Source organism: Streptomyces sp. NBC_01635 (genome assembly GCF_045209715.1).
GTDB classification, from domain to species: Bacteria; Actinomycetota; Actinomycetes; order Streptomycetales; family Streptomycetaceae; genus Streptomyces; species Streptomyces hirsutus.
The window spans coordinates 8,854,653-8,879,949 of record NZ_CP109277.1 but is presented as its reverse complement, the minus strand read 5'-3'; the positions used below and the strand labels follow the sequence as shown (position 1 = coordinate 8,879,949).

General features: G+C 68.3%; 17 protein-coding genes and 5 pseudogenes. 6 read left to right on the top strand and 16 right to left on the bottom strand.

What is annotated here, in order from left to right; genetic code table 11:
* The first annotated feature begins 41 nt into the window (after positions 1-41).
* A pseudogene (locus tag OHB56_RS40455) lies at positions 42-853 on the top strand (IS5 family transposase).
* Between the two features lie 46 nt (positions 854-899).
* Positions 900-1,226 (top strand): hypothetical protein, encoded by a 327-nt coding sequence (locus OHB56_RS40450; protein WP_406350988.1) that lies wholly within the window; start codon positions 900-902, stop codon positions 1,224-1,226.
* 205 nt (positions 1,227-1,431) lie between these two features.
* On the opposite strand, the gene OHB56_RS40445 is transcribed toward OHB56_RS40450, so the two are convergent.
* The 3 genes from OHB56_RS40445 to OHB56_RS40435 all read right to left on the bottom strand — a co-directional run bounded on the left by OHB56_RS40445 (position 1,432) and on the right by OHB56_RS40435 (position 5,414).
* Positions 1,432-2,658 carry an IS701 family transposase gene (locus OHB56_RS40445; protein WP_406359313.1) on the bottom strand — a complete coding sequence of 409 codons (1,227 nt, stop codon included), beginning with the start codon at positions 2,656-2,658 and terminating at the stop codon, positions 1,432-1,434.
* A 206-nt stretch (positions 2,659-2,864) separates the two neighbouring features.
* Positions 2,865-4,178, bottom strand: coding sequence for an acyltransferase family protein (locus OHB56_RS40440; protein ID WP_406350990.1), 1,314 nt, complete (start codon positions 4,176-4,178; stop codon positions 2,865-2,867).
* Positions 4,179-4,286: 108 nt separating this feature from the next.
* Positions 4,287-5,414, bottom strand: a complete 1,128-nt coding sequence (locus OHB56_RS40435) for an integrase core domain-containing protein (protein WP_406350991.1) — start codon at positions 5,412-5,414, stop codon at positions 4,287-4,289.
* Between the two features lie 40 nt (positions 5,415-5,454).
* Between OHB56_RS40435 and OHB56_RS40430 the strand changes: the two are divergent.
* A pseudogene (locus OHB56_RS40430) lies at positions 5,455-6,063 on the top strand (IS5 family transposase); the annotation flags it as partial.
* 23 nt (positions 6,064-6,086) lie between these two features.
* Here OHB56_RS40430 and OHB56_RS40425 read toward each other — a convergent pair.
* Positions 6,087-6,365, bottom strand: a complete 279-nt coding sequence (locus OHB56_RS40425) for a hypothetical protein (protein ID WP_406350993.1) — start codon at positions 6,363-6,365, stop codon at positions 6,087-6,089.
* 359 nt (positions 6,366-6,724) lie between these two features.
* The gene (locus tag OHB56_RS40420) at positions 6,725-7,147 is read right to left on the bottom strand and encodes a PPOX class F420-dependent oxidoreductase (RefSeq protein ID WP_406350995.1); all 423 of its coding nucleotides are present in this window, start codon (positions 7,145-7,147) and stop codon (positions 6,725-6,727) included.
* Positions 7,148-7,757: 610 nt separating this feature from the next.
* Between OHB56_RS40420 and OHB56_RS40415 the strand changes: the two genes are divergently transcribed.
* Complete coding sequence (locus OHB56_RS40415) at positions 7,758-8,849, top strand: integrase core domain-containing protein (RefSeq protein WP_406358847.1); 1,092 nt, start codon at positions 7,758-7,760, stop codon at positions 8,847-8,849.
* 114 nt (positions 8,850-8,963) lie between these two features.
* Here the strand turns inward: OHB56_RS40415 and OHB56_RS40410 are convergent, their stop codons facing one another.
* Positions 8,964-9,677: a hypothetical protein gene (locus tag OHB56_RS40410; RefSeq protein WP_406350996.1), complete on the bottom strand. Its 714-nt coding sequence runs from the start codon at positions 9,675-9,677 to the stop codon at positions 8,964-8,966.
* A 491-nt stretch (positions 9,678-10,168) separates the two neighbouring features.
* Positions 10,169-10,615 (bottom strand): annotated as a pseudogene (locus tag OHB56_RS40405) (TMEM165/GDT1 family protein); the annotation flags it as partial.
* Positions 10,616-10,972: 357 nt separating this feature from the next.
* Here OHB56_RS40405 and OHB56_RS40400 point away from each other — a divergent pair.
* Positions 10,973-12,058, top strand: a pseudogene (locus OHB56_RS40400) (integrase core domain-containing protein).
* 301 nt (positions 12,059-12,359) lie between these two features.
* On the opposite strand, the pseudogene OHB56_RS40395 reads toward OHB56_RS40400, so the two are convergent.
* The 9 genes and pseudogenes from OHB56_RS40395 to OHB56_RS40355 form a co-directional block, all read right to left on the bottom strand.
* A pseudogene (locus tag OHB56_RS40395) lies at positions 12,360-13,024 on the bottom strand (transposase); the annotation flags it as partial.
* Positions 13,025-13,503: 479 nt separating this feature from the next.
* On the bottom strand, positions 13,504-14,313 hold the full coding sequence (locus tag OHB56_RS40390) for an AAA family ATPase (protein ID WP_406350998.1): 810 nt from the start codon (positions 14,311-14,313) through the stop codon (positions 13,504-13,506).
* Entirely contained in the window at positions 14,310-15,872 is a 1,563-nt protein-coding gene (locus OHB56_RS40385) for a Mu transposase C-terminal domain-containing protein (RefSeq protein WP_406351000.1), read from the bottom strand. Before OHB56_RS40385 ends, OHB56_RS40390 begins: the two co-directional genes overlap by 4 nt.
* Positions 15,873-15,893: 21 nt before the next feature.
* The gene (cas6e, locus tag OHB56_RS40380; RefSeq protein WP_406351002.1) at positions 15,894-16,538 is read right to left on the bottom strand and encodes a type I-E CRISPR-associated protein Cas6/Cse3/CasE; all 645 of its coding nucleotides are present in this window, start codon (positions 16,536-16,538) and stop codon (positions 15,894-15,896) included.
* Positions 16,535-17,344: a type I-E CRISPR-associated protein Cas5/CasD gene (gene cas5e / locus OHB56_RS40375; protein ID WP_406351004.1), complete on the bottom strand. Its 810-nt coding sequence runs from the start codon at positions 17,342-17,344 to the stop codon at positions 16,535-16,537. The genes cas6e and cas5e overlap by 4 nt, the downstream gene beginning before the upstream one ends.
* The gene (gene cas7e, locus OHB56_RS40370; RefSeq protein WP_406351006.1) at positions 17,341-18,501 is read right to left on the bottom strand and encodes a type I-E CRISPR-associated protein Cas7/Cse4/CasC; all 1,161 of its coding nucleotides are present in this window, start codon (positions 18,499-18,501) and stop codon (positions 17,341-17,343) included. Before cas7e ends, cas5e begins: the two co-directional genes overlap by 4 nt.
* 241 nt (positions 18,502-18,742) lie before the next feature.
* Positions 18,743-19,381, bottom strand: coding sequence for a type I-E CRISPR-associated protein Cse2/CasB (gene casB / locus OHB56_RS40365; RefSeq protein WP_406351008.1), 639 nt, complete (start codon positions 19,379-19,381; stop codon positions 18,743-18,745).
* Positions 19,381-20,925 carry a type I-E CRISPR-associated protein Cse1/CasA gene (casA, locus tag OHB56_RS40360; protein WP_406351010.1) on the bottom strand — a complete coding sequence of 515 codons (1,545 nt, stop codon included), beginning with the start codon at positions 20,923-20,925 and terminating at the stop codon, positions 19,381-19,383. Before casA ends, casB begins: the two co-directional genes overlap by 1 nt.
* A 320-nt stretch (positions 20,926-21,245) precedes the next feature.
* A complete protein-coding gene (locus tag OHB56_RS40355; protein WP_406351012.1) occupies positions 21,246-24,110 on the bottom strand; it encodes a CRISPR-associated endonuclease Cas3'' in 2,865 nt (954 codons plus the stop codon).
* A 909-nt stretch (positions 24,111-25,019) separates the two neighbouring features.
* On the opposite strand from OHB56_RS40355, the gene OHB56_RS40350 reads away from it, so the two are divergent.
* Positions 25,020-25,253: a hypothetical protein gene (locus tag OHB56_RS40350; RefSeq protein WP_406351014.1), complete on the top strand. Its 234-nt coding sequence runs from the start codon at positions 25,020-25,022 to the stop codon at positions 25,251-25,253.
* The last annotated feature ends 44 nt before the right edge of the window (positions 25,254-25,297 follow it).

The window sequence follows — 25,297 nt, the reverse complement described above, 5'->3', positions numbered from 1 at the left end:
GGTGGTCGTGTCCGGTCGGTGGGTTAGGCGTTGTCCGTGCCATGGGGGCTTCGCCATGGATCGTGTCGGATGACCTGTGGGAGCGGATCGAGCCGCTCCTGCCGAAGAGGGAGAGGCGGTTCAGGTACCCGGGCCGCAAGCCGGTCCCGGACCGGCAGGTGCTGTGCGGAATCTTGTTCGTACTGCATACCGGGATCCAGTGGGAGCACCTGCCACAGAACCTCGGGTTCGGGTCCGGTATGACGTGCTGGCGTCGGCTGCGGGACTGGAACGAGGCCGGAGTCTGGCAACAGCTGCACGAGGTGCTGCTGGCCGAGCTGAACGCCGCTGCCCGCCTCGACTGGTCGAGAGCGGTTGTCGACTCCAGCCACGTCAGGGCGCTAAAAGGGGGCTCCAGACAGGCCCGTCGCCGGTCGACCGGGGACGGGCCGGCTCCAAGCATCACCTGATCACCGACGGTCACGGCACCCCGCTCGCGGTCATTCTCACCGGCGGCAACCGCAACGATGTCACCCAGCTCATGCCCCTGCTCGACGCCGTCCCACCAGTCCGAGGCAGGCCGGGACGGCCTCGCCGCAAGCCCGATTCGGTATTCGCCGACCGCGGCTACGACCACGACGTCTACCGCGCCCAGGTCCGGGCCCGCCGGATCCTCCCCGTCATCGCCCGACGCGGCACCCCCCACGGCAGCGGTCTGGGCGTCTACAGGTGGGTGGTCGAGCGCACCTTCGCTTGGCTCCACGGCTTCAAACGCCTCCGCGTCCGCTGGGAACGACGGGCTGACATCCACGAAGCCTTCCTCAGTCTCGCTTGCTGCCTGATCACGCATCGACAGGTGCTGTCCTTGACCTGACCGGCACTCACCCCACGTCTATAGACCGACCCGGCAGACTGATCGCATGAACCGAGACGCCCTGCAATCCGCTCTGTCCCAGGATGGCTGCGTCTCTGCACGCGCAGCTCTGGCCGAGCTGGAGGCAGGCGCGGACTTCGAGGTCCACATAAACCAAACGGCTTCTGCGCAACAGCTCTGGGACATCTGGTCCTGGCGGCACGAAGTCATGCTCGACACGGGCGTGACACCTCGGCCCGGACTTGCCGAAGCCATCGCCGGACTCCAAGCTGCAGGAACAGCTCGGGTCTACATGGCGACAGTCACCGGATCGCAGAGACGTTTCACGATCTTCCTGTCGGAAGACCTCACCCAGTGTGTCGCCTGCTGGTGACACCACCTCATTGTGTTAGGACCTCTAATACTCCAGCCGGACTTCTGTATTTACCCTGGTCAACGGCCTGGCAGCGGGGAGTGTAGCGGGTGCGCTGTGGTCGTGGGACGGTCTTGCCGGGGCCGTCCCACCAACGGGTGCCCGCGCCGCATGTAATGACAGCGTCGGGCTCGTGCTTGGTGGCGGCGTCTCCAGCGGGACCAGTTCACCGCGTGGTCGCGGCCTGCAGGATAGCGGCGGGGTTCAGTTGCCAGCAGACGGCGGATTTCAGCCGGTGTGAGGTCCACGAGGTCGGGCGTGTCGGCCGTGTCACCCCTTTTTCGCGTTCCTGGGCGGCCATCGCCGCGAGGAACGCGTGGGCGAGCATGGCGAGCGTGATGTGCCGGTACCAGCCCACGTAGCGGCGGACCTCGTACTGGTCCAGGCCGCACTCGTTCTTCGCGCTCTGGAAACACTCCTCTATCTTCCAGCGGCAACCGGCGACGCGGACCAGGTCGGCGGCGGTGGCCTCGAGCGGGGCGCAGGCGAGGTAGTAGGCGATCTCGTCGGGTTTGCTGATGCTGCGGCGGGCCAGCATCCATCGCTGCCGGGTCGGCTCGCCGCCGTCGGGCTCGGCCACGGCGGGCAGACGGGCGGCGGCCCAGTCGTAGGAGCGCTCGCCCTTGGCTCCCTGCCCCGCCGACAGACGCTGCCACGCCTCGAGCGGGGCCTGCTCGATGAGATGGTCGATGCGCGGGCCGTTCACCTGCTGGGACTTGGGCACGGCCACGACGTAGAAGAGGCCGCGGTCTTCCAGGAAACGACGGAAGTGGGAGTCCTGGCCGTAGGCGGAATCGGCGGTGACCCAGGTGAAAGGGAGCGGAGAGGCCAGGGCGCGCTCGATCATGTCGCGGGCGAGGTCGCCCTTGGTGGCGAAGGTGCGGTCGTCGGGGACGCGGGCCGCTCGGCAGCGCTCGCGGTCACCGGTCCAGGACTTGGGCAGGTAGAGCTCGCGGTCGACCAGGGCGTGGCCGCGGGTGGTGGCATAGGCGGCAAACACCCCGATCTGGCAGTTTTCGGTGCGGCCGGCTGTGCCGGAATATTGGCGCTGCACTCCGGCAGAGGTGGTGCCCTTCTTCACGAATCCGGTGTCGTCGACAATCAACACACCGCCTGGCATGCCGAGTTGTTCGGCGACGTAGGTTTGCAGGTCGTCGCGCAGGCCGTCGGCGTCCCACCGGCTGTGGGAGAGCAGGTGCTGCAGGCCGTGTGGGGTGGCGTGGCCGGCGTACTCGGCGAGCTGCCAGCTGTTCTTGCGGCCGACCGGGCCGAGCAGCCCGCGGACGTAGTCCCGCATCCGCCGGCGTGGTTCCACACGGGAGAAGCGTCCACCGATCCGCAGGAAGAGTTCTTCGAGTTCCAGGTCCCAGGCGTTCGTCGGTACGTCGTGGATCACGACAACGGACTGCTCGTCGCGCTGTCATTACATGCGGCGCGGGCACACGTTGGTGGGACGGCCCCGGCAAGACCGTCCCACGACCACAGCGCACCCGCTACACTCCCCGCTGCCAGGCCGTTGACCAGGGTAAATACAGAAGTCCGGCTGGAGTACTAAGCCTCATCGGTCTGGGGCGTCGTGTGCTGCGGTATGGGTCCTCGTCACGGTGGCTGAACGCGGCGTGCCAGCTTCCGTCCCCATGCCTGGCCCGGCGCTTCGATGTAACGGTAGGTCAGTACACACAGGGGAAGCAGCACGGCATAAAAAGCGACTTCCAGCATGGGGTTGTCCTGCCGCCACCGGCCGATGGTGCCGTCGGTCACCGCCAGCAGCACCGGATGCACCAGATAAACCGAGTAGCTGATCGTTCCGAGCCCGGTCAGCCACCGCGGAATGCGTCGCCGACGCAACACCAGTCCGATACCGAAGGTGAGCACGGCCAGCAGAAATGCCAAGATCCAGCCACGCCGAGTGAAGTGGGACCCGTCGCCGTACCGGTACGCACTCCCCACAGCGCAGGCCACCACGACGGCGGCAGTGCAGGCCGCATACCGCCAGGTGCTCTGACCGCTTTCGGCCCGGTAGACGGCAGTGCCGAGGAACATCACGGCAAGGATCACCAGGCCCTCCCACATGGGGACCGTGCCGTTGAAAGCGACCAGTGCGAGCGCCAGCGCCCCGCCCAGCATCGCCCCGAACACGCGGCGCACAGGTGACCTGGCACTCGCACAGTAGATGGCGACCACCATGGTGATCGCGGCGACGGCTACCAGCGGGCCGGTCCCGATCGCGCCGGAAAGGGCGGAAACGGGCAGCACGGTCCCTACCGCTACGCTCCCAGCGGCGAGCGCTGCCAGGGTGATGGCGACCGTCGCTGACCGCTGATGGAGCCGGACCGAGAACAGAGCGACGACCAGCAGGTAGAAGGCCATCTCATAGGAGAGTGTCCACAGGACAAGAAGGAGATTGGGCGTTCCCAGCAGCTCTTGGAGCGAGGTGACGTGGGCGACGGCTACCGTCGCAACGCTCTGTCCACCGAAGTCGCGAATCTCAGCAAATCCCAGCAGGCCGGCCGCAAGGACCGCGGTGACAACAGCCCCCCACAGCGGGTAGATGCGGAAGAGACGCCCGACCCAGAAGGTCCGGACGCATCCTCGCCGCTCGAGCGAGGCGGGGATGATGTAGCCGCTCACGAGGAAGAACACCATGATGCCGTACCGACTGGTGTTGAATTCCGGCATCAGCTCCCGCCGGAACTCCGCCATAAAAGCGTACGACGAGTGGTCGAAGACCACGACGAGTGCCGCGATGCCACGCAACGCGTCCAGCCATCCCAGCCGCGATGGACGGGCCGACGCCCCGGATGCGGGTAGTCGTGTCGGCGCAGAAGGTAATTGCCGCAGCGCAGGCTCGGCGCGGTGGGGGGCTTCCATACTCATCTTCACGTTCAGTGCCTCGCCGATGTTCAACCGCACACCGATCATCCATTGATGCGCACGATTCGATGAAGCGGGCCGACAGAGCGTTGGGAGGCTGACGGTGCCGTGGTTGGCGTGTGCCGCTTGGAAAGTCATCGCTGCTGGTCAAGCCGCATATCGATACTCGTTGATCGCTCCGCCGAGGATGCGGGTGCGTAGGAGTTTGCCGGGATGGCCGTGCTGGCGTTCGGCGGCGGGTTCCTCGCTCACGTCGGGCGGGAGTTGGTCCCGGGCCTGGTGAGGCCGGTACCCGTTGTAGTGATCTTGGTACCGGCCGAGAACGCGACGCGCATGGGCCCCGTTCACGATCAGCACGCGGTCCAGGGCTTCCCGGCGGATCGTGCCGATCACGCGCTCGCAGTGGGCGTTCATTCGCGGCGCCCGGGGCGCGCTGAGCAGCACGTCCACGTCCTCTGACTGGAAGACGGCATCGAAGGCCTCGGTGTACTTGGTGTCGCGGTCACGCAGCATGAAACGCAGGGACTCCATCCGTGTGCCGAAGTCAGCGGCGAGGTTGCGCGCCTGCTGCACCGCCCACTGGCCGGTCGGGTGGGCGGTAACGCCGGTCAGGTGCAGGCGCCGGGTGCCGTGCTCGAGGAACGCCGGCACATACAGGCGCTTGCCCAGGACGGTGTCGAGGTGGAAGAAGTCCGCGGCAATGATCCCCTCGGCCTGGGCAGTGAGGAACGCGCGCCAGCCGGGGCCGGAGCGGCGTGGGGCCGGGTCGATGCCCGCAGCATTGAGGATCTGCCAGACGGTGGCCGGTGAGATCGGGTGCCCCAGCCGGGCCAGCTCGCCCTGAATCCGGCGATGGCCCCACCTCGGATTCTCCTCGGCCAGGCGCAGGACGAGCTTCTTCAGCGCGGCCGGGGTCGGGGGTCGGCCGGTGCGGCCGCGGCGCTTGGAATAGTCCCACTTCTTCGCGATCAGCCTGCGGTGCCAGGCCAGTACGGTGCCGGGCTGGACCTGGAAGACCTGCGCCCAGCGACGGCGCGGTATCAGCGAGGACAGGGCAGCAAACCAGAACCGGTCGGCCGGCTCGTAGCGCACCGGTCCTGCGAGTTGGCGGCGCAGGACCGTGTTCTCGTGCCGCAGCACGAACAGTTCAGCTTCCTTCGTGGTGTCGCGGCGCAGCAGTATGCCGGGGACGGCCAGCAGCTTCCGGGTCACCCTGTACAGCAGCGAGACGATCACCACGACAGCATCCCAGCTGCTACCGACGCTCCAGGACATGGGTACGCACCTGCAGCGATGACTTTCCGAGCGGTACAGGATACGACAGGGCGTCTTCGCCCGGCTCAACCAGATCGCGCTGGAGTCCTACGACCGGATCGTCGGCCTCGTCCTCGACCAGATCGCCGTCGACGGCTCCATCACCAAGGCGCCCGGAGGCGGCGAGGTGGCCGGTCGCTCCCCGGTCGACCGCGGCAAACAGGGCCTGAAACGCTCGGGCATGACCGACGGATACGGCATTCCACTGGGCCGCGTCCTGGCCGGCGCCAACCGCCACGACTCCCCGCTGCTCGCCCCGACCCTGGACCGCCTGAATGACCTGGGCCCGCTGCCCGACGACATCACCGTGCACCTGGACGCCGGCTACGACTCGGACACCAACCGCACTCTGCTCAACGAACGCGGTCTGCGCGGCCGCATCGCGCACAAGGGCGAGAAGGCACCCATCCAGGCCAGCCAGCGCTGGCACGTGGAGCGCACCCACGCCTGGCAGAACTCCTTCCACCGGCTCGCCCGCTGCTACGAGCGGCGTGCCACCGTCGTCAACGCCTTCTTCGACCTCGCCGACACGATCATCACCGTGCGCAGCCTGATCCGGCGGGCATGGACGACTCACCGCTGGGACGAACGCCCGAACCGCCGGCCATGACCGCACCATCATCCGCGCCACATCTAAACGTCGCGCACCGCGAGCAGTTCGACCGCCGCCCCAGACGACTCCAGCAGTGGTGCAGCGGCAGAACGCCGGGGATCCGCCCGGTAGGCAGCGAGATCCTCGTTGGTGGGAAAGGTTATGAGGTGGGCCTCGACCTGATCGTCCAGAGTGCGCAGTCGGCGCTCAAGCCGCCCTCCATACTCGGCAAGGAGGGGCAGGACAGCGCCTTCATAAGCGTCGAAGGCGCCCAAGCCCCCTTCAGGTAGCCGCGCGAGCATCAAGTAGGTGACGGCCATGGCCCCCCTCATAGCGGTCTGTAACCGGTGATCTTCTGAGCCTAGCTGGAGTACACGCCCTCAACGCCGCCTATCTGCGCGACCTCTAAGATGCACATCCTGTCGGATTGGAATGGACCACGCTGGCTGGGCGGGTATCTGTAGAGCATGGTCGTGCTGCTGGTGCGACGACCGGTGTAGGCCCTTGCGTAAACCACTCACAGCGGGTGACGAAGGCTTGCCAACCAGCCTGCTGCACCTTTGCCAACTACGCAGCTACACATCCTTCGGACCAGCGACTGACGTGCACTGGTTCAGTTCGAGTGAGCATCCACGGAAAGCCTGCCTATATGCCGCCCACCCCGGGTCGGGGCTGGGAATCACCACCCGGAGGGCTTCACGGTTCCCATGACGCGGCTGACGGTGATCTCGATGACGACCCGGTTCGGGTTGACCCGCGGGGTCTTGTACCGCTCGGCGTACCGGCGCTCGGCATCGGCGACGGAGGCGGGATCGTCCTTGATCACGGCTGTGCCTTCGAGAGTGCACCAGCGCCGGCCTTCGACCTGCCCCACGGACACGCGTGCCTCGGTGCCGACGGCCAGGGCGGCGCGGACGTTGCGCGCCTTCTTGCTGCCGCCGTCGGTGATGACGCGGGCAATCCGTGCCTCGGGGTCGTACGTGACGCCGACTGGGGTGAGGTGCGGCGTGCCGTCAGGCCTGAGCGTGGTCAGGAAGCACGTGCGGCGCTCCCGCCAGAACACGTCGTCCCCCTCAGCAGGCTGCGGTGCCCTGATGTCCAACGTCGGTCTCCTCGGTGCAAACGGCTCAGCGCGACGTCCACGAGCCCGAAGAGGCGGGGAGGCCGACGGTTCAACCGTAACGGGCCGCCCCGGCCGGGCCCCGCTTCCCCCGGCCCGCCCGGACACAGGCCAGCAGATGGCCAAGGCCGAGGGAGATTCCCGCCCGCTGCACCCACCGAGCCACACCCAGCCCCACCACCACAACCCTGACCAGCAACAACACACTCCATGCTGTACCGACCGGCAACAAACCGACCAGGCAAGATACCAAAAACGTCTGCGCTAAATCGGCATCCGTGTCACCACCCGAAACCCCCACCACAGCACACCGAACAGCAGAAACCCGATACCAACCGCACTGACATCACCATGCCAAACCACCACCGACAAAAACATACAGATCATCAGAGGCGGTGGACTGAAACTACCGCCTCGCGGGGCCGCCGGATCCGGTACTGGTGGCCAATGCGCGGTGGCTGGCCGGTTACCGGCACTGCGGGTGCCGATAAATCATCCGCTCAGGCCACGGCCTTGATCGGCCTTCTCTGATGCGACGTCGGCCGCCCCGCTGTCTTCACCTGGGCAGGGGAAGACGGCATCATGACCGGTCGTGCTGCTGCGCCTGGCCTACCTCGCCACGACCAACACCCTGGCACTCCTGCGCCTGCTGCCGATGAGCGACCGCGACAAGGACATCGAAATCCTTGCGCTCCGACACCAACTGCTGGTCCTGCAACGCCAGGTTGGCAAGCCCGCCTTCACCGACACCGATCGCGCCATCCTCGCCGGCCTGCTCCACCACCTCCCAAGGGAGAAGCTGCGCCACCTCCTGCTGCTGGTACGCCCGGACACGATCCTGCGGTGGCACCGCAACCTGCTCAAGCGACGCCACGCCGCGACCTGTGCGCCGAAGCGGCGTGGGCGCCCGCCCACCGTCCGCTCGATCCGCGTCCTGGTCCTGCGTCTGGCCAGGGAGAACGCGTCGTGGGGGTATCGCCGGATCCACGGCGAGCTCGCGGCTCTCGGTATCGAGGTCGCCGCCTCGACCGTCTGGGAGATCCTCCGCGAGCACGGCATCCCACCCTCACCCGAACGGCAGAGCACCATCTGGGCCGAGTTCCTGCGCAGCCAGGCGGCCGCACTGCTCGCCTGCGATCTCTTCGAGACCCGCACCTTGACCGGGGCGCGCCTGTACGTCTTCGCCGTCATCGAGCACTCCAGCCGGCGCGTCCGGATCCTGGGCGCCACCGCGCACCCGACCGCGGAGTGGATCGTGCAGCTCGGCCGCAACCTCGCCATGGACCTGGAGGACGCGGGCAGCAGGGCCAGGTTCCTGATCCGGGACCGAGACGCGAAGTTCACAGCCGCCTTCGACGCCCTGCTGGCCGACGCCGGCCTGAAGGTCGTCACCACCGGCATCCGGATACCCCGGATGAACTCCCTCATGGAGCGCTGGATACAGACCTGCCGGCGCGAGCTCCTCGACCGCACGTTGATCTGGAACCAGAGCCACCTCCTGCACGCGCTCCGCGAGTTCGAAACCTTCTACAACGAGCACCGCCCGCACCGAGCCCTGGGGCAAGCGGCTCCGCTCCGCCAACTCCCCGAACCGATCGCCGATCCCAGACAGATCAACCCCCTGGAAGTCCATCGACGAGATCGACTCGGCGGACCCCTTCACGAGTACCAACATGCTGCGTGACCAGGATGGATGAATAATCGGCACCCGCAGTGTTCGGGGTGGGGTGCTGCAAGGGGACCCCGGCCCGATTCCAGCGGGCCGGGGGCTTCATGGTGTGCCGGGGTGGCGGTTCGGTCAGCGTCCGCCGTGTTCGTTGTTTCCGCCGTGTCCGCGGAAGTGGTGGATGACTCGGAAGCTGCCGACCACTCCGTTCTTGACGAAGACGCCGCCCTCGACGTGGCGGGGGTGCACGCCGTCACTTGAGCTGTGCGGTCCGACGGTGGCGATGGGGGCGCCGTTGTCGCAGGTGGCTCCGCGGAAGACCTCGACGCTCCTGCGGCTGTCGTTGCGGATGTTGAGACTTCGGGAGCCCAGGCCGCTCACGACGGTGACGCAGCCGCCCGGGTCGTCCGAGTAGGAACGCTCGTTGATGTGGATCCGGCCTTCGTGGTCCTTGCCTTCGCTGTCCTTGCCGAAGTCGCCGCCCTCGTTGTCCTTGCCTTCGCTGTCCTTGCCGGAATCGCCGCCCTCGTTGTCCTTGCCTTCGCTGTCCTTGCCGGAATCGCCGCCCTCGTTGTCCTTGCCTTCGCTGTCCTTGCCGGAATCGCCGCCCTCGTTGTCCTTGCCTTCGCTGTCCTTGCCGGAATCGCCGCCCTCGTTGTCCTTGCCTTCGCTGTCCTTGCCGGAATCGCCGCCTGTGGGGGCCGAGACGGGGGCGGCTGCCTGCTGGACCGCGGGAGCGGCCTGGGCCGGCTCGTAGGCGGACGCCGAGGCGTAGGTGATACCGGTGGCGGCCAGGGCCGCGACGGCCGCGACGGCCGCGGTAACGACGTTGGGACGGGTCTTCATCACGCGCTTCTCCTGTCTCGGGAAATCGGCCGGCCAGCCGACTCGTGATGAACGTACTGACAGATTCCTATATCCGCCATCTCGGGACATAAGGGAAAGTCTGCAAATTGACTCCAATCGAGTTATAGGGGGGCACCTATGTGCCGTGTCACGGCGCGCTGACGGGTAACCAGATGATTTTTCCTGTAGTGGCCTTTATTTCCCGATACGCTGTCCGGGGGACTTTTTTGGCGCCTGCTCACCCGCAGTCGCGGCGTGCCGTTCGTTGACACATCAGGTGAAACCTGTATTCCCGTTGTGCTGCCGGGCGGTGGGTGGGGCGCGCGGGCGGGCCTGTGACGTGACGTGGTGTCGTCCGCAGGGTTCGGCAGTCCCGACTTGCCGATGGGGTGAGCTGGCGAGCCGAAGTGATGGGCAGGATTTGGCTCTGTCCGTTGTCCGCCGTCGGGGCCGCACCGCGTGCCCTGGTTGGTCACCGGTTGGTCGGGGCAGCCGGTGAAGGCTTCGATGAGGGTCCAGATGGCCAGTGCGGCCATGCAGGCGCCGCCGATGCGCTGCACGGTCTTCAGGGGTACGCGTTTGGCGATGAACTTGCCGACGAGGAGGACGAGGGCAGAAACGGACATCAGGGCGGCGGGGCCGATGGCGGTGGGGAGCCAGCCGTTGGTGGCGGCGAGGTTGGCGGTGGTGATCTGGGTGAGGTCGCCCCATTCGCTGATGAAGACGGCCATGAAGGCGGTGGTGTAGACGGGCCAGAAGCCGGTGACGGTCTTGGTGCCGGCTTCGTCGTCCTCGTCGTCGCTTCCGCTGCGCAGGAGAACGAAGGCGCCGAAGGCGAACAGGGCGGCCGAGACGAGTTTGACGGCCAGGTCAGGCAGGAGGCCGAGGAGGCTGCCGGCGCCGACGGCGATGGCGACGTGGACGATGAATGCGGTGGCGGCTTCCCAGGCGGGCTGACGGCCTGCAGGAAAGCGGCCCGGGAGCAGGGGCGGTTTGCCCAGGGCGGCGAGGAGGTCGTGGGCGAGGCCGGTTTCGCTGGTGGTGCCCGCGCCGGGGCGCAGGGTGATCCGGCCGGACGGCGGATGGTGGGCGGCCAGGGCGGGGTGGGTGTGGATCGCGTCGTCGCCTGGGTCGAGGACCACAGTGACGGACGGCGGTAGCACGGTAAGCGGCATGGCGGTGGGGCGGTGGGGCGGTCAGCCAAGGCGTGTCCCGCTCGGAAATACGATTCGGGTTTGGCCTGCAGCTTCTCCGTGTGGGGCAAGGGCCTCCGCGGCGCCTGGGATGATCCTTCGATGCCACCGTCGATCGTCACCGCGCTGGTCCGGAATCTGATCAAGGTGCCCGCTGCCGTGCTGCGCAGTCAGGTGGCCAAAGATGCGGAGGTGCTGGCGCTGCGACACGAGAACGCGGTGCTGCGCCGCCAGATCGCCCGGGTCTGCTATGAGTCCGCCGACCGGATCTGGCTGGCCGTCCTTCCCCGGCTGGTCCCGCGGGAACGCTGGCGTCAGGTCTTCGCAGTCACGCCGACCACGCTGCTGGCCTGTCACCGACGCCTGGTCTCCCGGAAGTGAACATTCACCGAGCGCCGCCACCCGGGACGGCCCCCGACTGCGCCCACCGTCAAGCAGCTCATCCTGCGTCTGGCGCGCGAGAACAGCACCTGGGGCCACCGCCGCATACAGGGCGAGCTCGCCCGCCTCGGCTACTCCATCGCCCCGTCCACCGTATGGGAGGTCCTGCAGTCCTCGGGAGTTGACCCCGCCCCGCATCGCTCCGGCCCTACCTGGCGCCAGTTCCTCACCACCCAGGCCCACGGCATCATCGCCGCCGACTTCCTGCACCTCGACACCGTGGCGCTGGGGCGCCTGTACGCCCTGATCTTCATCAAGCACGGCACTCGCCGATTACACCTCGCCGGCGTCACCGTCCACCCCACCGCGCAGTGGACCATCCAGCAGGCGAGGAATCTCGCCATGACGTTGGGGTGCCGGATGGACTTGCTGCGCTTTCTGCTGCGGGACCGGGATGCGAAGTACACCGACGCCTTCGACGCCGTCTTCCAGGCCGACGACGTACAGATCCTGCTCGGCCCGCCGCAGGCACCGAGAGCGAACGCGATCGGCGAGAGAGCCGTGGGCACCCTCCGGCGCGAACTCCTCGACCGGATCCTGATCTACAACGAGGCCCACGCTCAAGCGGTCCTGGCCGAGTACATCCGGCACTACAACCAGCACCGCCCCCACCAGTCCCGACGGCAACTGCCCCCGGACAGCACCAAACCGCCCGCTCCAGCCACCGTCACCGACCTCCAGGCCCAGCGAATCCGGCGACACCCCCTCCTCGGCGGCCTGATCAACCAGTACCGGAGAACCGCCTGACCGAACGGCCTCTCCGCAGCTCACAGCACCGAATCGCATTTTCGAGCGACACAGGGTGTGCCGACTTAACGGCTGATCTTGGTTTTTGACCTCGATCTTGCATGAGGGTCTCGATCTCGCATGAGGGTCTCGATCTCGCATGAGGGTCCGGCAGCTTGCTGACGGACCCCTTCTGCTCGCTCAGGGCGGAGATTTCTGCGTGTGGGCAGGGTGATGGTCCGGCTGTCGCGTCGGGTGGGCGCCAGGTTCCACGGCTCGGGTTCTGGTGGTGCTGCTCGTAGGGACCACATGCTGCCGGCCAGCCGGGGCTCGGGAGAGTGTCGAGCCGGTCGAGGGCGTCTGTGATGATGCCGGTCCAAGGCCATTGGGCCGCGAGGCGGAGGATGCGGCACCGTCCGGTGATCACGATCTGGGCGGCGGCGGAGAACAGCCGCAGACGGCGGGGCTCCCACAGCCGGGAGCCGCCGGTGAGAGCGAGCATCGGCATCCAGGCCAGCAGGTCCATGCCGATCTGGACGATCTCCAGCCAGACCTGGTTCTGCGCGGTGTCGTGCAGGGGGAGGTTGCGCAGTCCGGTGGCGCGGGCGGCACGGATGCGTCCTCGGCGCGGGCCCGCTGGCGGTGTCGCAGTTCCAGCTCGGCGATCGGGGTGTTCTTGCTGTTCGTGGCGAAGCAGGTCGAGCGCATTCCGTCGGCGTCGGTGAAGCACAGTTGGGCGCCGAGGTGCGGGCATTCCTTGCGGACGATCAGCCGTATCCCCTTCGACCGGCCGGTCAGGCAGTCGCTGTCGACGTCGAGCTCGGCGACCTAAGCGCCGTCACGGACCACCTGCCGCCACCCGAGTTCCGAATTCATCTTGCGCGCTGCACTGCCAACTGGACCGCCTGGCCTGCGCAGCACAAGCGGCGAGTTCAGCCCGTGCATCGCTCGCGCCATCCCACTCAGCGCCGAGCAAGCCCTCCCCCGCCACGGGCCGAACGCGCCGCCCAGTGCAGCGGAGCAACGGCAGGCCGCGATCAAGATCAATGAGTCGGTACCTCATGGGGACCGGCTGGTGTCGATGTATCAAAGAGCCTGCGTAGCCGCAGGTGCAGTCGCTGTTCGCACTGGTACGCATACGTGGTCAGGTCCAGCTCAGTCGCGACGGTGGGAGCTCCGGGGAGGGGTTGAGCCTCCGACCGCCCCTGCTTCAGCACAGCCCGACGCAGAAGCCTGGGCTGCTTCCGGCCTTGGCCGCAGCGAACAGCTTTGGTGCCCAGCCAGGGCTGGAACGGTGCGCGGCGGCCGGGTCGGTGCACGAGAGGAGTGGGTCCACCGGCGAGATCGCAGCGAGCACGATGATCGCCTCACGCCCATGCACCGTGTCCGGGAGACGGGCCGGGCGGGCGAGCGCTACCGCGGGCACTCCCGCAGACGGGGTCCGCTCCGGCCGAGGGCTGGTGGGGTCAGCTGCGTTGTGGGGTGTGGCGGGTGGTGGGGTCGATGCGGCTGAGTACCCAGCGGATGAGGTCCTTGCTGAGGGTGAGGTCGGGGTTCTCCTCGAGTGCGTCGTGGAGGAGGAGGGTGATCCTTGCCCAGTTCCGGAACGATCCGTGGCCGGCCATGTCGTCGGTGTAGAGGATCAGTTCGGGCTGCGCCCCGGCCCAGGTCCGCTGGTAGGCGGGGATGATGGCCTGGACTTCGGTCGGTGTGAGAGGGCTGAACTGGTACCAGTCGAGGATCCTGGAGTGCAGGGCCGGGTTGTTGAGGATCTTCTGCCGGGCGTTGCCGCTGCCGACGAAGATGATGGCCGCTCGGCGGGCGTCGTCGCCCCACAGCGTGCGGAAGTACTCCAGTGCCTTCGTCCCGAGTCCTTGCACTTCGTCGACGAGCAGGACGCGTGGCTCTGCTTCGAGTGCGTCTTGGATTTGCTGGTCGCAGGGGCCGACGGACTGCGGCGGTTCTCCCGGCAGGTCGAGGCGGCGCCAGAGCTGAGTTCGGATTTCGTTCATGTTGGCGCCGTTGTTGTAGCGCAGCCGCACGGTGATTTCGGGGGCGCGGCGGCGTAGGACGGTGTGGACGGCGAAGGTTTTGCCGAGGCCGACGTGGCCGTGGATGCAGACCATGGCGTTGTGTTTGATGGCCTTGAGGATGCGGGCTTCGGTTTCGGCTACGGCTTTGGTGGCCATGGCGTTGGCTCCGGTGAGACCTAGGTAGTGGTCCTGGCTGGGTGGCGGGAGCTGGCTGGGGCGGGGCGAGGGGGTGGGGGTGCTCACGGCTGGTCCTTGGGGTGTGTCGGAGGCTGGGGTGAGGGTGCGGTGTTGGGGTTGAGGGGCAGGGTCCATTCGGCGTCGGGTTCGGGCAGTTGGATGAGGTCGGGCAGTGCTTCTGCGGCCGGGTCGAAGCCGTCGAGGGCGCGCAGGTGCTCGAGGGCTTCTTCCTCGGGCATCACGTCCAGGGGTTCGGGCGGGGCGGGGCGGGTTGCGGCCGCGTAGCGGGTGTTGCGGTTTTTCTCGGCCTTCTTCAGCTGGGCGCGCAGGCGGTCGGCTTCGCGGCGCCGGGCTCGTTTGAGGCTGAGGGCCTGTTCCCGGGTGGCTTGTTGGGCCATGACTGCGGCGCCGAGGTGGCGGCCGGTGTGCGGGTCGTAGAGCTCGACGCGGTGATCGTGGTGCGGGAGGTAGCGCAGGTTCACCTTTTCGCCGACGCGGCCGTGCATCCAGTCGGCGATGTAGTTGCGCTTGCGCCAGCGGACACCGCCGTTGTTGATGGTCAGGGGCTTTCCGTGGCGTTCGAGGGTGTAGGTGTGGAGGTCTTCGGCGGTGACGGTGTCGATGAGCGCGGGGTCGGCGTCCCAGGCTTCGCAGGGAGTCCGGCCTTTCAGGCTCTTGGGGGTGTTCTCGTGGTTCCAGTGGTGGACCCATTCGAGGACCCGGTCGACGAACGCTTCGAAGTGGAGCAGTGGTTGGTCGGGGTCGACGGGTTTGCCGCCGTGGAGGGTGGGGGCGTGGGTGTAGCCGGGCATGCCGGGGAACAGGGTCTTTTTGATGGCTCCGTTGACTGCTTCGACGTTGCCTTTACCTTCGGGGTCGAAGGGGGGCAGTTCGATGATTTCGGATCCCAGGGCGCCGAGTGCTTCCTTGACCGTGGGGCACAGGAATTCTCTGCCGCCGTCGACGCGCACGTACGTGGGGATGCCGCCGAACGGTCCGTGGTGTTCGTCGATCAGGATGGCGTCGCGGATGGCGACGAGGACGCCTTCGCGGCTGGGGCGTTGCGGGCTGATGGCGAGGCCGCAGATGGCTGAGGTGGCGCAGTCGATGAAGAAGGTGATCCATGGTTTGCGGATGTGGCCTTCGATGCGGACTTTGACGCTGGCTTCGACGTGGTCGGTTTCCCAGGCGTAGTTGCGGTGGTGGCGTTCGCGTTCACCGGCCACGTCGAAGCGTCGGCGGGCCTTCTCGCCGCCGCGGAGGCCGGCCCGTATCCCGGGTGTGAGGGCTCTGTTGGCGGCGCGGTGGAAGGTGGGGAGGGACGGGACGGGGTGGCCTTCGGCGCGTAGTTCCCTCCACGCGGCGGTGGCGTTGCCGCGCCAGCGGGCCACCGCGTCGAGCATGTGGGGGGTGAGGACGAAGCAGGGGCGGCCCTGGGGTTGGTAGGTGCCGTTGTTGGCTCGGGCGTTGGCGAGCCAGCGGTCGACGGTGCGGGGGTCGACGCCGAAGGCGTCGGCAACGCCGATGATCCGGGAGCGGGTGAGCCGTTCTGACTGTTCGAGGGTGTAGAGGCGGTGGATGGCGGCGGCGCGCAGGGCGTTCTGGTCAGGGCTTTGTGTCGTCACGGTTGTGTTTTCTGGTTGGGGTCAGGCGGGGGCGAGTGAGAGAAGGCCGGCTCCGTAGGTTTTTGCTTTGCCGATGCCGGTCTTCAGTGCGTGGGTGAGGAGGCCGGTGTCGGTGATACGGGCGAGGCCGTCGAACTGGGTCAGCGTGAAGTAGGGGGCCGAGCGTGCGAGGCGGGTGCGGGGGAAGGGACGGGGGAGGCCGGAGACGGTGACGGGTTCGAGTCCGACGGCCGCGGCGCGGCGTTGCCACCAGGCGATGGCGTCGTCGCCGGTGAGGTGGGTGATCTTGCCGCGGCGTTTTCCGGTGACGGGGTGGCGGGTGGGATTGCCTGCGGAGCGTGCGACGGTGGGGGCGGCGGTGATGCGGTAGCGCATGGTGCGCCCGGGGGTGAGGGAGTTGAGCAGGGGGGTGAGGTCGAGGGTCCGGGCTGTGCCGTAGTGGGTGGGCAGGGCGGTGAGGTCGGGCGTGGGGGCCGTCTGCACGAGCAGGGTGGGGTCGGGTCCGGGTTCGGTGCGGAACAGCAGGCCGGCGGTGGCCCGGGGGGTGGGGCCGATGTGGTCGGGGACCAGGCGCATGAGGGTCTTGTGGAGACTGTCGACGTCGGCGAGGTCGGCTCTGGCCGCTGCGTTGTGGGGGTTGAGAACGATGCGGGTGAGGCTAGTCATGCGGGTTCTCCGTGCACGTACGCGGTGAGGGCGTCGATCGGTCGGGGTCCCGCATGGAGGTGGGCGGGCAGGTGTTCGGTGGTCATCCACAGAGGGCGTGGCAGGTGACGTCGGGCGTGACGGGTGAGGTTGACAGGTTCGCTGGTGCTTTCCCGGTCGGGCGGAGTGCTGGGGTCGGTGTCGGGGGGTGGGTGTTCCCAGACGAATGTGGTGGGCAGGTGCGTGTCGGTGGGGGCGGGGGGCCGGTTGCGGGTGAGGGGGGTGCGGGTGAGGAGTTCGTCGACGGGGTCGGGGCTGCCCGCGGTGAGGACGAGGGGTTCGTCGGGCAGGCAGACGCGGCGGCCGAGGAACAGTCCGAAGCGGGGGCGTTCCAGGGTTTCGGCTATGTGGTTGATGAGGGAGGCGGGGCCTTGGACGGCGATGGTGAAGACGGCGCCGGTCAGGTAGTCGCGGTGGGAGACGAGCGTGGCCTTTGCGCGTTCTCGTCGGGTGCCCTTGCCGGTGAGGAGGCCTTGTTCGCGGGGGTAGCCGCCGCCGACGGTGTGGAAGTCGCGGTAGAGGGTGCCGGGCTGGTCGATGCGGATGGTGAAGGTCAGATCGCGGTGGCTGGGGGCGGTGGTGTCATCGGGTGACTGCAGGTGGGGGTAGGGGTCGAGGGCGTGTTCGCGGGGACGGCCCTGGGCCGCGGCGAACATGCCGATGAGTGAGGAGCGGGTGGGGAAGGCGCACGTGTCGCGGTAGTGGAAGACGCCGCGTTCGCCGGAGGACTGGAGAAGGCCTGCCAGGCGCAGGACAAGCCCGGTCACGGCCGGCCCGCGGGGGTGAGGGCGTTGGTTGCTGCGGTGGCGCAGGCGGCGGCGAGGTCGTCGAAGGACGTGTGGTGGGTGCCGAGGGCCTTGATGGGCTTGGTGGTGGTGGTGTGTCCGTGGGCGACGAGGTGGCGGGTACCGAGCAGGCGGCTGATGGTGGCGGCATAGTCGGTGAGCGCCTGGCGGGCAGGGTCGGTGTAACCGCCCTGGGGGGCTGCTTTGACGGGCTGTTCGAAGGCGGCGCCGTAGGAGACGGAGCGGCGGTCGCGGACGGCGTAGTGGACGAGGTCGGGGACGGTGTGCGGTGCGGTGGACGTCTTCTTGCCGCCCGGCATGCTCAGGATGAAGTGCCGAACGAAGAGCTCGACGAGATCGTTGACCGTGCCGGCGGGGGCGCCGGATCCGAGGTTGTGGTGGAGGTCGGTGATGTTGATGGTCGCGAAACGGTAGAAGACGCTGGTGGTCAGAAACGCGGTCTGGAGATGGGCGCTGCCAGGGTCTCCGTCCTGGGGCAGGTCTTCCACCGCGGTGAAGAAATCGGGCTGCGGATCACTTTGGTGTACGGAGAAGGCGGGGGCCATCTGCACGGCTGCTTCGACGTGGCCGGCGGGAAGTTCGGCGAACATCCGCCCGAACAGGTTGATGCTCGCGGTGCGGCGGGTCAGGTGCGCGGCGAGGTCTTTGGCGGGCAGAACGGAGTCGATCTTCTTCTTGGGGGTGTGGGCGGCGAGTGCTTCTTCGAGTTCGGTGCGGTGCTTTTCGCACAGGGCGACGAGGTCGTCGATGACGTCCGTCGGGAGGTAGAGCATGGCTTGGGTGCGGTAGCCCTCCTTGGCGTTGTGCTGCAGGCCGCCCTTCTTGGCCGAGTGGACGATCTGTGCCGAGGCGAACGCGGCGAGGGCCGCGGGCCACTGGGCTTCTTGCAGTTTCCGGGCGACGAGGGGCGGCACCATGCGGGTGCGGGCGGCGTGCTCGCCCAGGTCCTGTTCGACGTTGAGGCGGATGGGGCGCTTCCATGCCTGGGGCGAGACGAGGGCCCGGATCGCGTTCCCGAAGGAGATGGTCTTGGGGTCGTTGTCCGCGTCGCGGTTGAGGTTCGCGGCAGTGACGGGGTGGAGGATGTGCAGGTCGAGGAAGCGTGCCGGGGTGTGCATGAGTGTGCTTCTTTCACTGGGGCGGCGGGCATGCCGGTGATACGGCCCGCGGGGTACGGGGTGCCGTGGGCTGCGGGAAGGGTCGGGATCGGTCTGTACCGCCGGCCGGTCTGGGCGGTCGGGCGGGGGCCCAGGTGCGCCGGACGGTTCCGGGACGTGAGCTGCCGGGCGACCTGCCCCGAGGTGGTGTCCCGGTGGGGAGCGCCGGCAGGGAGGGGCGGAGCCGGTTGGGGCGGGGGTGTCAGGGGCGCCGGGGCTCGGGGGTGGCGAGGTAGAAGGCGTCGCGCCAGCGCAAGCCGACCTGGTCACGCTGGTGGGGGCGTTGCACCAGGTCGTGGAGGAGGACACCCCAGTCGGGGGTGATGCCGTCCTTCAGGAGCCGTGTGACAGGTGCGGGCAGGCGGCGGTGCAACTGGTCATCGCTGAGGCGGGTCAGGACGCTCAGGAGGTCCTCGGTGCGCTCCGCTCCGTGGCCGGCTTTGCGTACGGCGGTGGCGAGGGTGGCGCCGAGGTTCGGCCGGGCGAACCAGGCCGCCGGATCCGGCGGTGATGGGGCGGGGTCGGCGGGGGCGACGAGGAGGAGGCCGGGATCGTCTTCCAGGCTGAGGAGGCTGGTGTGGTCGTTCGGGTCGGGGCGCACGCCCGGGGTGTGGGCCTGGGGCCCGGCCGCCGCGATGAGGCTCGCGACGGTGTAGTAGGCGCGGCGCCCGGTGCGGTGCGCGGTGCGCCGGGACAGGTAGCGGTCCATGGGGGCGCATTCCTCGACGGGCCGGCCCCGTCCTCGGCTGAGGCGGGCGCGGACGCCCGGCTCGGCGCACAGGAGGTGGATGTGGGCGACGAACGCGTCGCAGGAGGCGCGGTGTTCGGCTGCGGTGGGCATCAGGCGGCCTTCCGGGGTGCTGAGGGCCGGCGGTAGAGGTCTTTGACGGCATGGGCGACGGCGCGGGCTGCGGAGGTGTGGCGGATCCGGGCGGCTTCGGTGACCTCGCGCAGGGCGGATGCGGCCGCGTCCGCGAACGCGGTGGGTGCACCGGTGTCGGGTTCGTCCAGGAGCCGCCAGAACACCGTTTCGGCCTTCGGCCAGTACCGGGTCAGGGCCTTGCCGGTCCAGGGGGGCCGCTGACTCTTGGCGGGGCTACTGCCGGTGGCGGCCTTCCAGGCCGCCTTGGCGACGGTCGCCAGCCGGCGCGCGGCCCCTTCGGCCTCGCGGCAGCACTCGGCGATGCGCTGGGCTTTGACCGGGTCGTGTTCCTGGGTCCAGTTCAGCAGCGGCGGGGTGAGGGCGGTGTACCACTGCCGGTCGATGACCTTGCCGTCCTGGTCGAATCCGTGAACGCGGATCCGCAGGCTGCGCCGCACGGATTCGGGAAGGTCGTTGAGGGTGTCGAAGATGGCCGGCCGGCGGTGCGTGCCGTGTTCGTCCGGGGCCAGGAGCAGCGTCTCCAGGTCGCGCCACCAGGCGCGGGACGCATCGGCACGGTGGGTAGTGCGGCGCCGAGCGACGTTCTTGCGTTCGGGGATGAAGCGGTAGGCGAGGTAGGGGTCGGTGGTGAGCGGCTTGGGCTGCTGGGCGGCCCAGGTGATGTAGGCGTCGGTGACGGTGGCGCCGCCCTGGCCGGGCACGAGGAGGATCGCGTGCCGGCTCAGCCCGGTCAGCTGTCGGCCGGGCCAGGTCAGCGGGCGGGGCGGGGCCTGCGGGTCGGGTGGTGCGGGTTCTTCCCAGGGGCAGGCGTCGGTGCCGGGGGGCTGTTCGTCGCCGGTGAAGGCAGGCACACCGGTGAGGAGCGTTTCGTGCAGGGTGCGGCCCAGGGGGTGGAAGGAGACGCTGGAGCGCAGGGGCCCGCTGGTCTGCTTCATGCTGGTGGCGCCGTCGATGGTGCGGGGGGTGCCTCTGCCGGAGCGCCCGTAGTAGTGGTGGATGAGCAGGATCTGCAGAGCCTCGGCGGTGGGCACGGGTTCGGTGGTGTGGTGGCTGTGCGGGCTGAACCAGGCCAGGTTGTTGCCGGCGGGGCGGCCGGTCACGAAGGCGTTGATGCCGGTGCTGTGGGGGCACTGGGTGCTCAGCGAGGGTGCCTGCAGCCAGGGTCTGATCGGGTCGAAGACGGCCCATGCGTGCTGGTCGAAGTAGGCGTGGACGGCGTCCGGGGCGAAGCGGCCCTGGTTGAGGCAGGCGCGGCGCAGGGTGTTCCACTGGGAGGCGGTGAGCTCGGGGTCGTCGAGGCCGGTGATCCGGGCGGTGATGGCGACCGCGATCCGCAGGAGTGCCGAGGCTGCCGGCGGGTGGGGCAGGGCGAGGTCGTCGATGCGGTGAGCGTCCAGGAACAGGGTTCGCAGGCCCACGTGGTCGTAGTGGGGGCCGGTGCGGATGTCGATCCAGGGGCTGTCGGCTGCGCTGAACGTGGCGGGCGGGGATAACGAAGGCAAGGGGATGGTTCTTTCGGGACTGGGGAGGGGCGTGCGGAGGTGCCCGGGGTGCGGGCAAGGCGTGGCCGGGGCGGTGTTCTCGGGCGGTTTGTTGCTGTGGGGCAAGGCGGCGGCCGGGGCCGGCAGAGTGCGGCCAGTGCTGCGCAGGGGACATCGCCGCGCCCTTGTGGGGCGGAGCGGTGTGCGATGTGCGGCCAGGCGTTCGGTGGTGTGCGGGCACAGCGAATCATGTCGCCGCGGCGCTTCACGACCGGTGAGAAAGTCTGACTATCGAAGGGTGGCGTGATGCTTTCGGCCCTGAGCTTTACGTGCAGTGATCGCTAGTGGTCTTTGCGGTGCAGGAGGCCGAGTTCTTCGTCCATGCGGAGCCAGTGATGGCCAAAACACTGTTCACTCTTCCGTGTTGAAGAATCAGTGGGCAGCAGCACGGTGTCGGCGAGAAGGGGGTGCTGTTTCCAGCTTGCGGGCGGATGATGCCGGGCGGAAGCGCGGGCGACCCAGGCGGCCGGGACGGGCAGCGTGTGTTCCAGGATGTTGCGCAGGTGGCGCGGGCTGAGGTGTTCCTGGTCCGGGAGCGGGAGAAGGCCGGCTTCGTCGAGGGTCAGGGTGCCGTCGGGGCTGCGGTAGCAGGGCAGCAGGCGGCGGGGCAGGACACCGGGCCGGGTGGCCGCCTGGGCGGTGGTGAGGTGCTGGCGGTGCAGGTCGGCCAGGGAGGAGACCCGTTTCGCCGGGGGTATCAGGTGGATCGCGCTGAGCTGCTGCTGACGGCCGGTGCGGGCCTGGTGGGTGGCAGCCATCTGCTGCAGGCGCGTCGTTTCTGCCGCGAAACCGGAGGTGACGCCGTGGACCCGTTCGACGAGGGCCTGGACATCATCGGGTACAACAAGGGGTTCTTCCTCCAGGGCCGGGAGGAGCCGGGCGGTTTCGTGGAGGGTGACGGCGGGCTCGACCGTCCCCCACCCGGGCGGTAGGGCGGTCGCGCCGCGGGAGTTGACCGGGTGCAGCACCGTCAGCGTCGGGCTATTGTCACGCTCCCACCAGGCGGGGCGGCGGTCCTGCCCGGCCCACAGGCGGGTGAAGCGGCCCAGGCGCCCCAGGCGCTGCAGCAGCCGGGGCAGAGAAGCGAGATCGCTGACCATCAGGTCGACGTCGATGTCCAGGCTCGTATCGAGGAGGCTGGTGGTGACGAAGACGAGGCGGGCCGGACGCGGGCCGGTGGGCCCCAGCCGGTGGCGAAGGTCGCCCAGCGTGTTCTGCCGTCGCCGCCCCCGGACCCGGGCGTGGACGAGGACCAGGTCGTGGGGTGGGCCGGTCCACGTGCGGCGCAGGTACTGGTAGGTGTCCTGTGCCTCAGCGACGGTCGCGCACACCACGGCCGCGCATCCGCCGTGGCGGGCCACCGGCTGGAGCGTGTCGGCGATCACGGCCAGGCGCTCCCCCGCCTCGACGCTGCGGCCGGCCTGTCCCAGGCGCCGGTAGGTAACCGGGCGGATGCGGATGCGAGCGGTCCTGCGCTGGGCGGCCCGTTGCCGGTCCTGGGCCGGTTCGGACATGCGGTGGGCGGTGGCGGTTGCCGCGTCCGCGAACAGCCACCCCGGGTAGCCGGGGGCGAACGAGGCATCGTGGAGACCGGTGCGTCCGGCTCCGGACAGGTAGGCCCGCACCAGCTCGGTGGCGGTGGACGCGGGCATCGTCGCCGACAGCAGGACGACCGGACAGTTCAGGGCACCCAGCCAGTGCAGCAGGCGCAGCAACTGGATCTGGCTGAACGGGTCCAGTGCGTGGGCCTCGTCGACCACGACGGTCTTGCCCGACAGGGCCAGCATGCGCTGCGCGCTGTTACGGACGGGAAGGACGGCCATCTGCGCCTGATCGGTGGTGGAGACGGTGTACTGGGCCAGGAGCGCCTTGTCCCCTCCGTGCAGCCACCGGTCAGGGCCGGCGGTGCCCGGGCCGCACTCCGTCTCGTCGTCCGAGAGGTCGTACGGGTCGTCAGTGAACGGGGCGTCGGATGGTCCGTCCCGGACGGACGTGTCCGCCGGGGACAGGCGCCGGCCGGTGTAGGCCTCGTTGAGTTCGCTGTGGTGGTGCACCAGCGCCACGAGGGCGTACTCGGGCTGGTGGGCGCGCACGTACCGGTCCAGGACCTCGTAGGCCTGGTCGGCGGCGGCCGTGGCCGGCAGCAGCCACATCACCCCCTGAGTACCGCAGTGCTCGTTGAAGATCCGCGCCATCTCCAGGGCGGCCACGCTCTTGCCCGCCCCCATGGCATCCGTGACCACCGCGATGCCACTCCCCCGCTCGGCGACCAGGTGCGGCAACTCCTCCATCACGGAAGCTTGAAGAGCGTTGGGTTCCTTAAGTCCCGGGTGAGCGATGGTGAACGGGACCTGGTTCAGTGCGAAGCGGGCCAGTCCGAGCCGCTCGACTTCCTCCTCGGCCTGCCAGCGGGCGTGACTGTGGTGCTCTGCGGCGCCGAAGGACGGAGTGTCCGCGTTGGGCACCCAGTACCGGCGCTGGCTGGCGACCCGGTCGGCGACCATCGTCAGCCCCGTGATCAGCACCGCAGCCTCGGCCGACACCCGCTTGGGAGCCTCGTCGACGCCGAACAGGTGCCACAGCAGCCGGGTGTAGCGGCGGCGCAGGTCCTGCCACGCGGGTCCGCCCAGGGTGGCCTGCACCCGCTGGGCGGATGCCGCCCCGTCCACGTCGAGTTGCAGGAACCGGCCATGGTGCCCGCCCAGAGACTGAGCGGCGCGTACGGCGGGGCTGTCGTTCCCGCCGACGGCGAATCCCAGCTCGCCCAACAGATGCAGCCCCGCATGCATCGACGCACGCGCGTGCGGCACGTGCACCACCGGGCCCGCATCCGCCAGCAGGTCCTCCCCCAGCCGTATGTACGCTGAGGGCTCAAAGGACTGCCAGTACGGGATCAGCTTCCCGATGTCATGCATGGCAGCCAGGAAACACACCAGCGAACGCGCCTGCTCCTGCGAGACGTCGAGCCCGGCGCTAATGACCTTGCGTTGACTCGGGGTCAGGAACCGGTCCCACAGCACCCCGGCCACCGCACCCACGTCGATCAAGTGGAACAGCAGCGAATACACCCTCAGCGGCGTACGATCGAACTTCCCGTACGGACGAAGGTCAACACCGCCGTTCCGGGCATCCTCAACAGCTCCCATCCCCCCCACACTGCCACCCGCGAAACTTGCGAGAGCTTGATTGCCCAGAAGGCAGCGCAACCAGCCTTGCACGCACTAAAATCCACGCTCTGTACATCGATCCCCTACAGACTCAACCGCTGATGTGACATCATTTCCCTAGCCGGTCGCGAGCAAATGACAGGCAAAGCCAATCAGAATGACCAGGTCAGAGAGGGTAGAGCCCGCGCGAGCGGGAGTGACTCGTTCTCGTACATCCGGCGTGCCTTGATCCTGTCGTAGAGCCCGCGCGAGCGGGAGTGACTCGGCCTCCTCCAGTTGCGCGCACCAGCGGTGCACGTAGAGCCCGCGCGAGCGGGAGTGACTCGGTCTTCAGGATGACCTCACCGGCCTCGCTGTCGTAAGAGCCCGCGCGAGCGGGAGTGACTCGTCGTCGATCGGTTTAGGGTGCAGCACACGCGAGCGACGGTCGCCAGTGCTATACGCATCGGCCATCGGACAGCCTGTTGATAGGCCTGCGAGTTCGGGCGGTACACGCGGTCAGCATGGAGCCGTGTGGAGGTCACCTCACTGAACACCTTCAGGGTGAAACAGCAGGTCACAGCCATCTTCGTATTGTGATTCTCAGTGGAATGAACAGGCAATTCTCAGATGCCTGCATCAACAGTTCTCATTTCATGTCTGAAGCAATCCCGTGTCTCTCCTGCATCTAGCGGGCCATGGAGCCATCTCATATGACATCGGAATGATGATCGCCTATGGCAGGGAGGTGAGAGTCAGCACACAGCCGGGTTCCGCGAACCGTGGACCACGGAGGGCGGAGTACCCGGAGTTGAACTGGGTGCTGACCGAGTGCTGCCCTGGGGCAGCGGATGTAACGCAAACGAACCCGGTTGGCTGATGACCGGACCGAACCCCGACCAATGGCCTGTGATCGTCTGGAGAGGGCACGGCAATCCCCGCTGGGCCCTGTTCAACTGTGGTAGGGCCGAGTTCCTGCGGCGCCTCGTGACTGCTGAATTCGACGCGTGCCCCCTGAGCGACCTCTCGCTGTGGGGACGAGTGGGCGCCTTCGTCCATCACGAGGAGCAGGAACGCCGGTTCCACGCGGGCCTGGATCCGATGACTGGCGAACCGGACCCCTACGCGGGCATGTTCGACTGACAGACAGCCAGTATCTTCACTCAAGAAGACAGGTCCTAGACGTC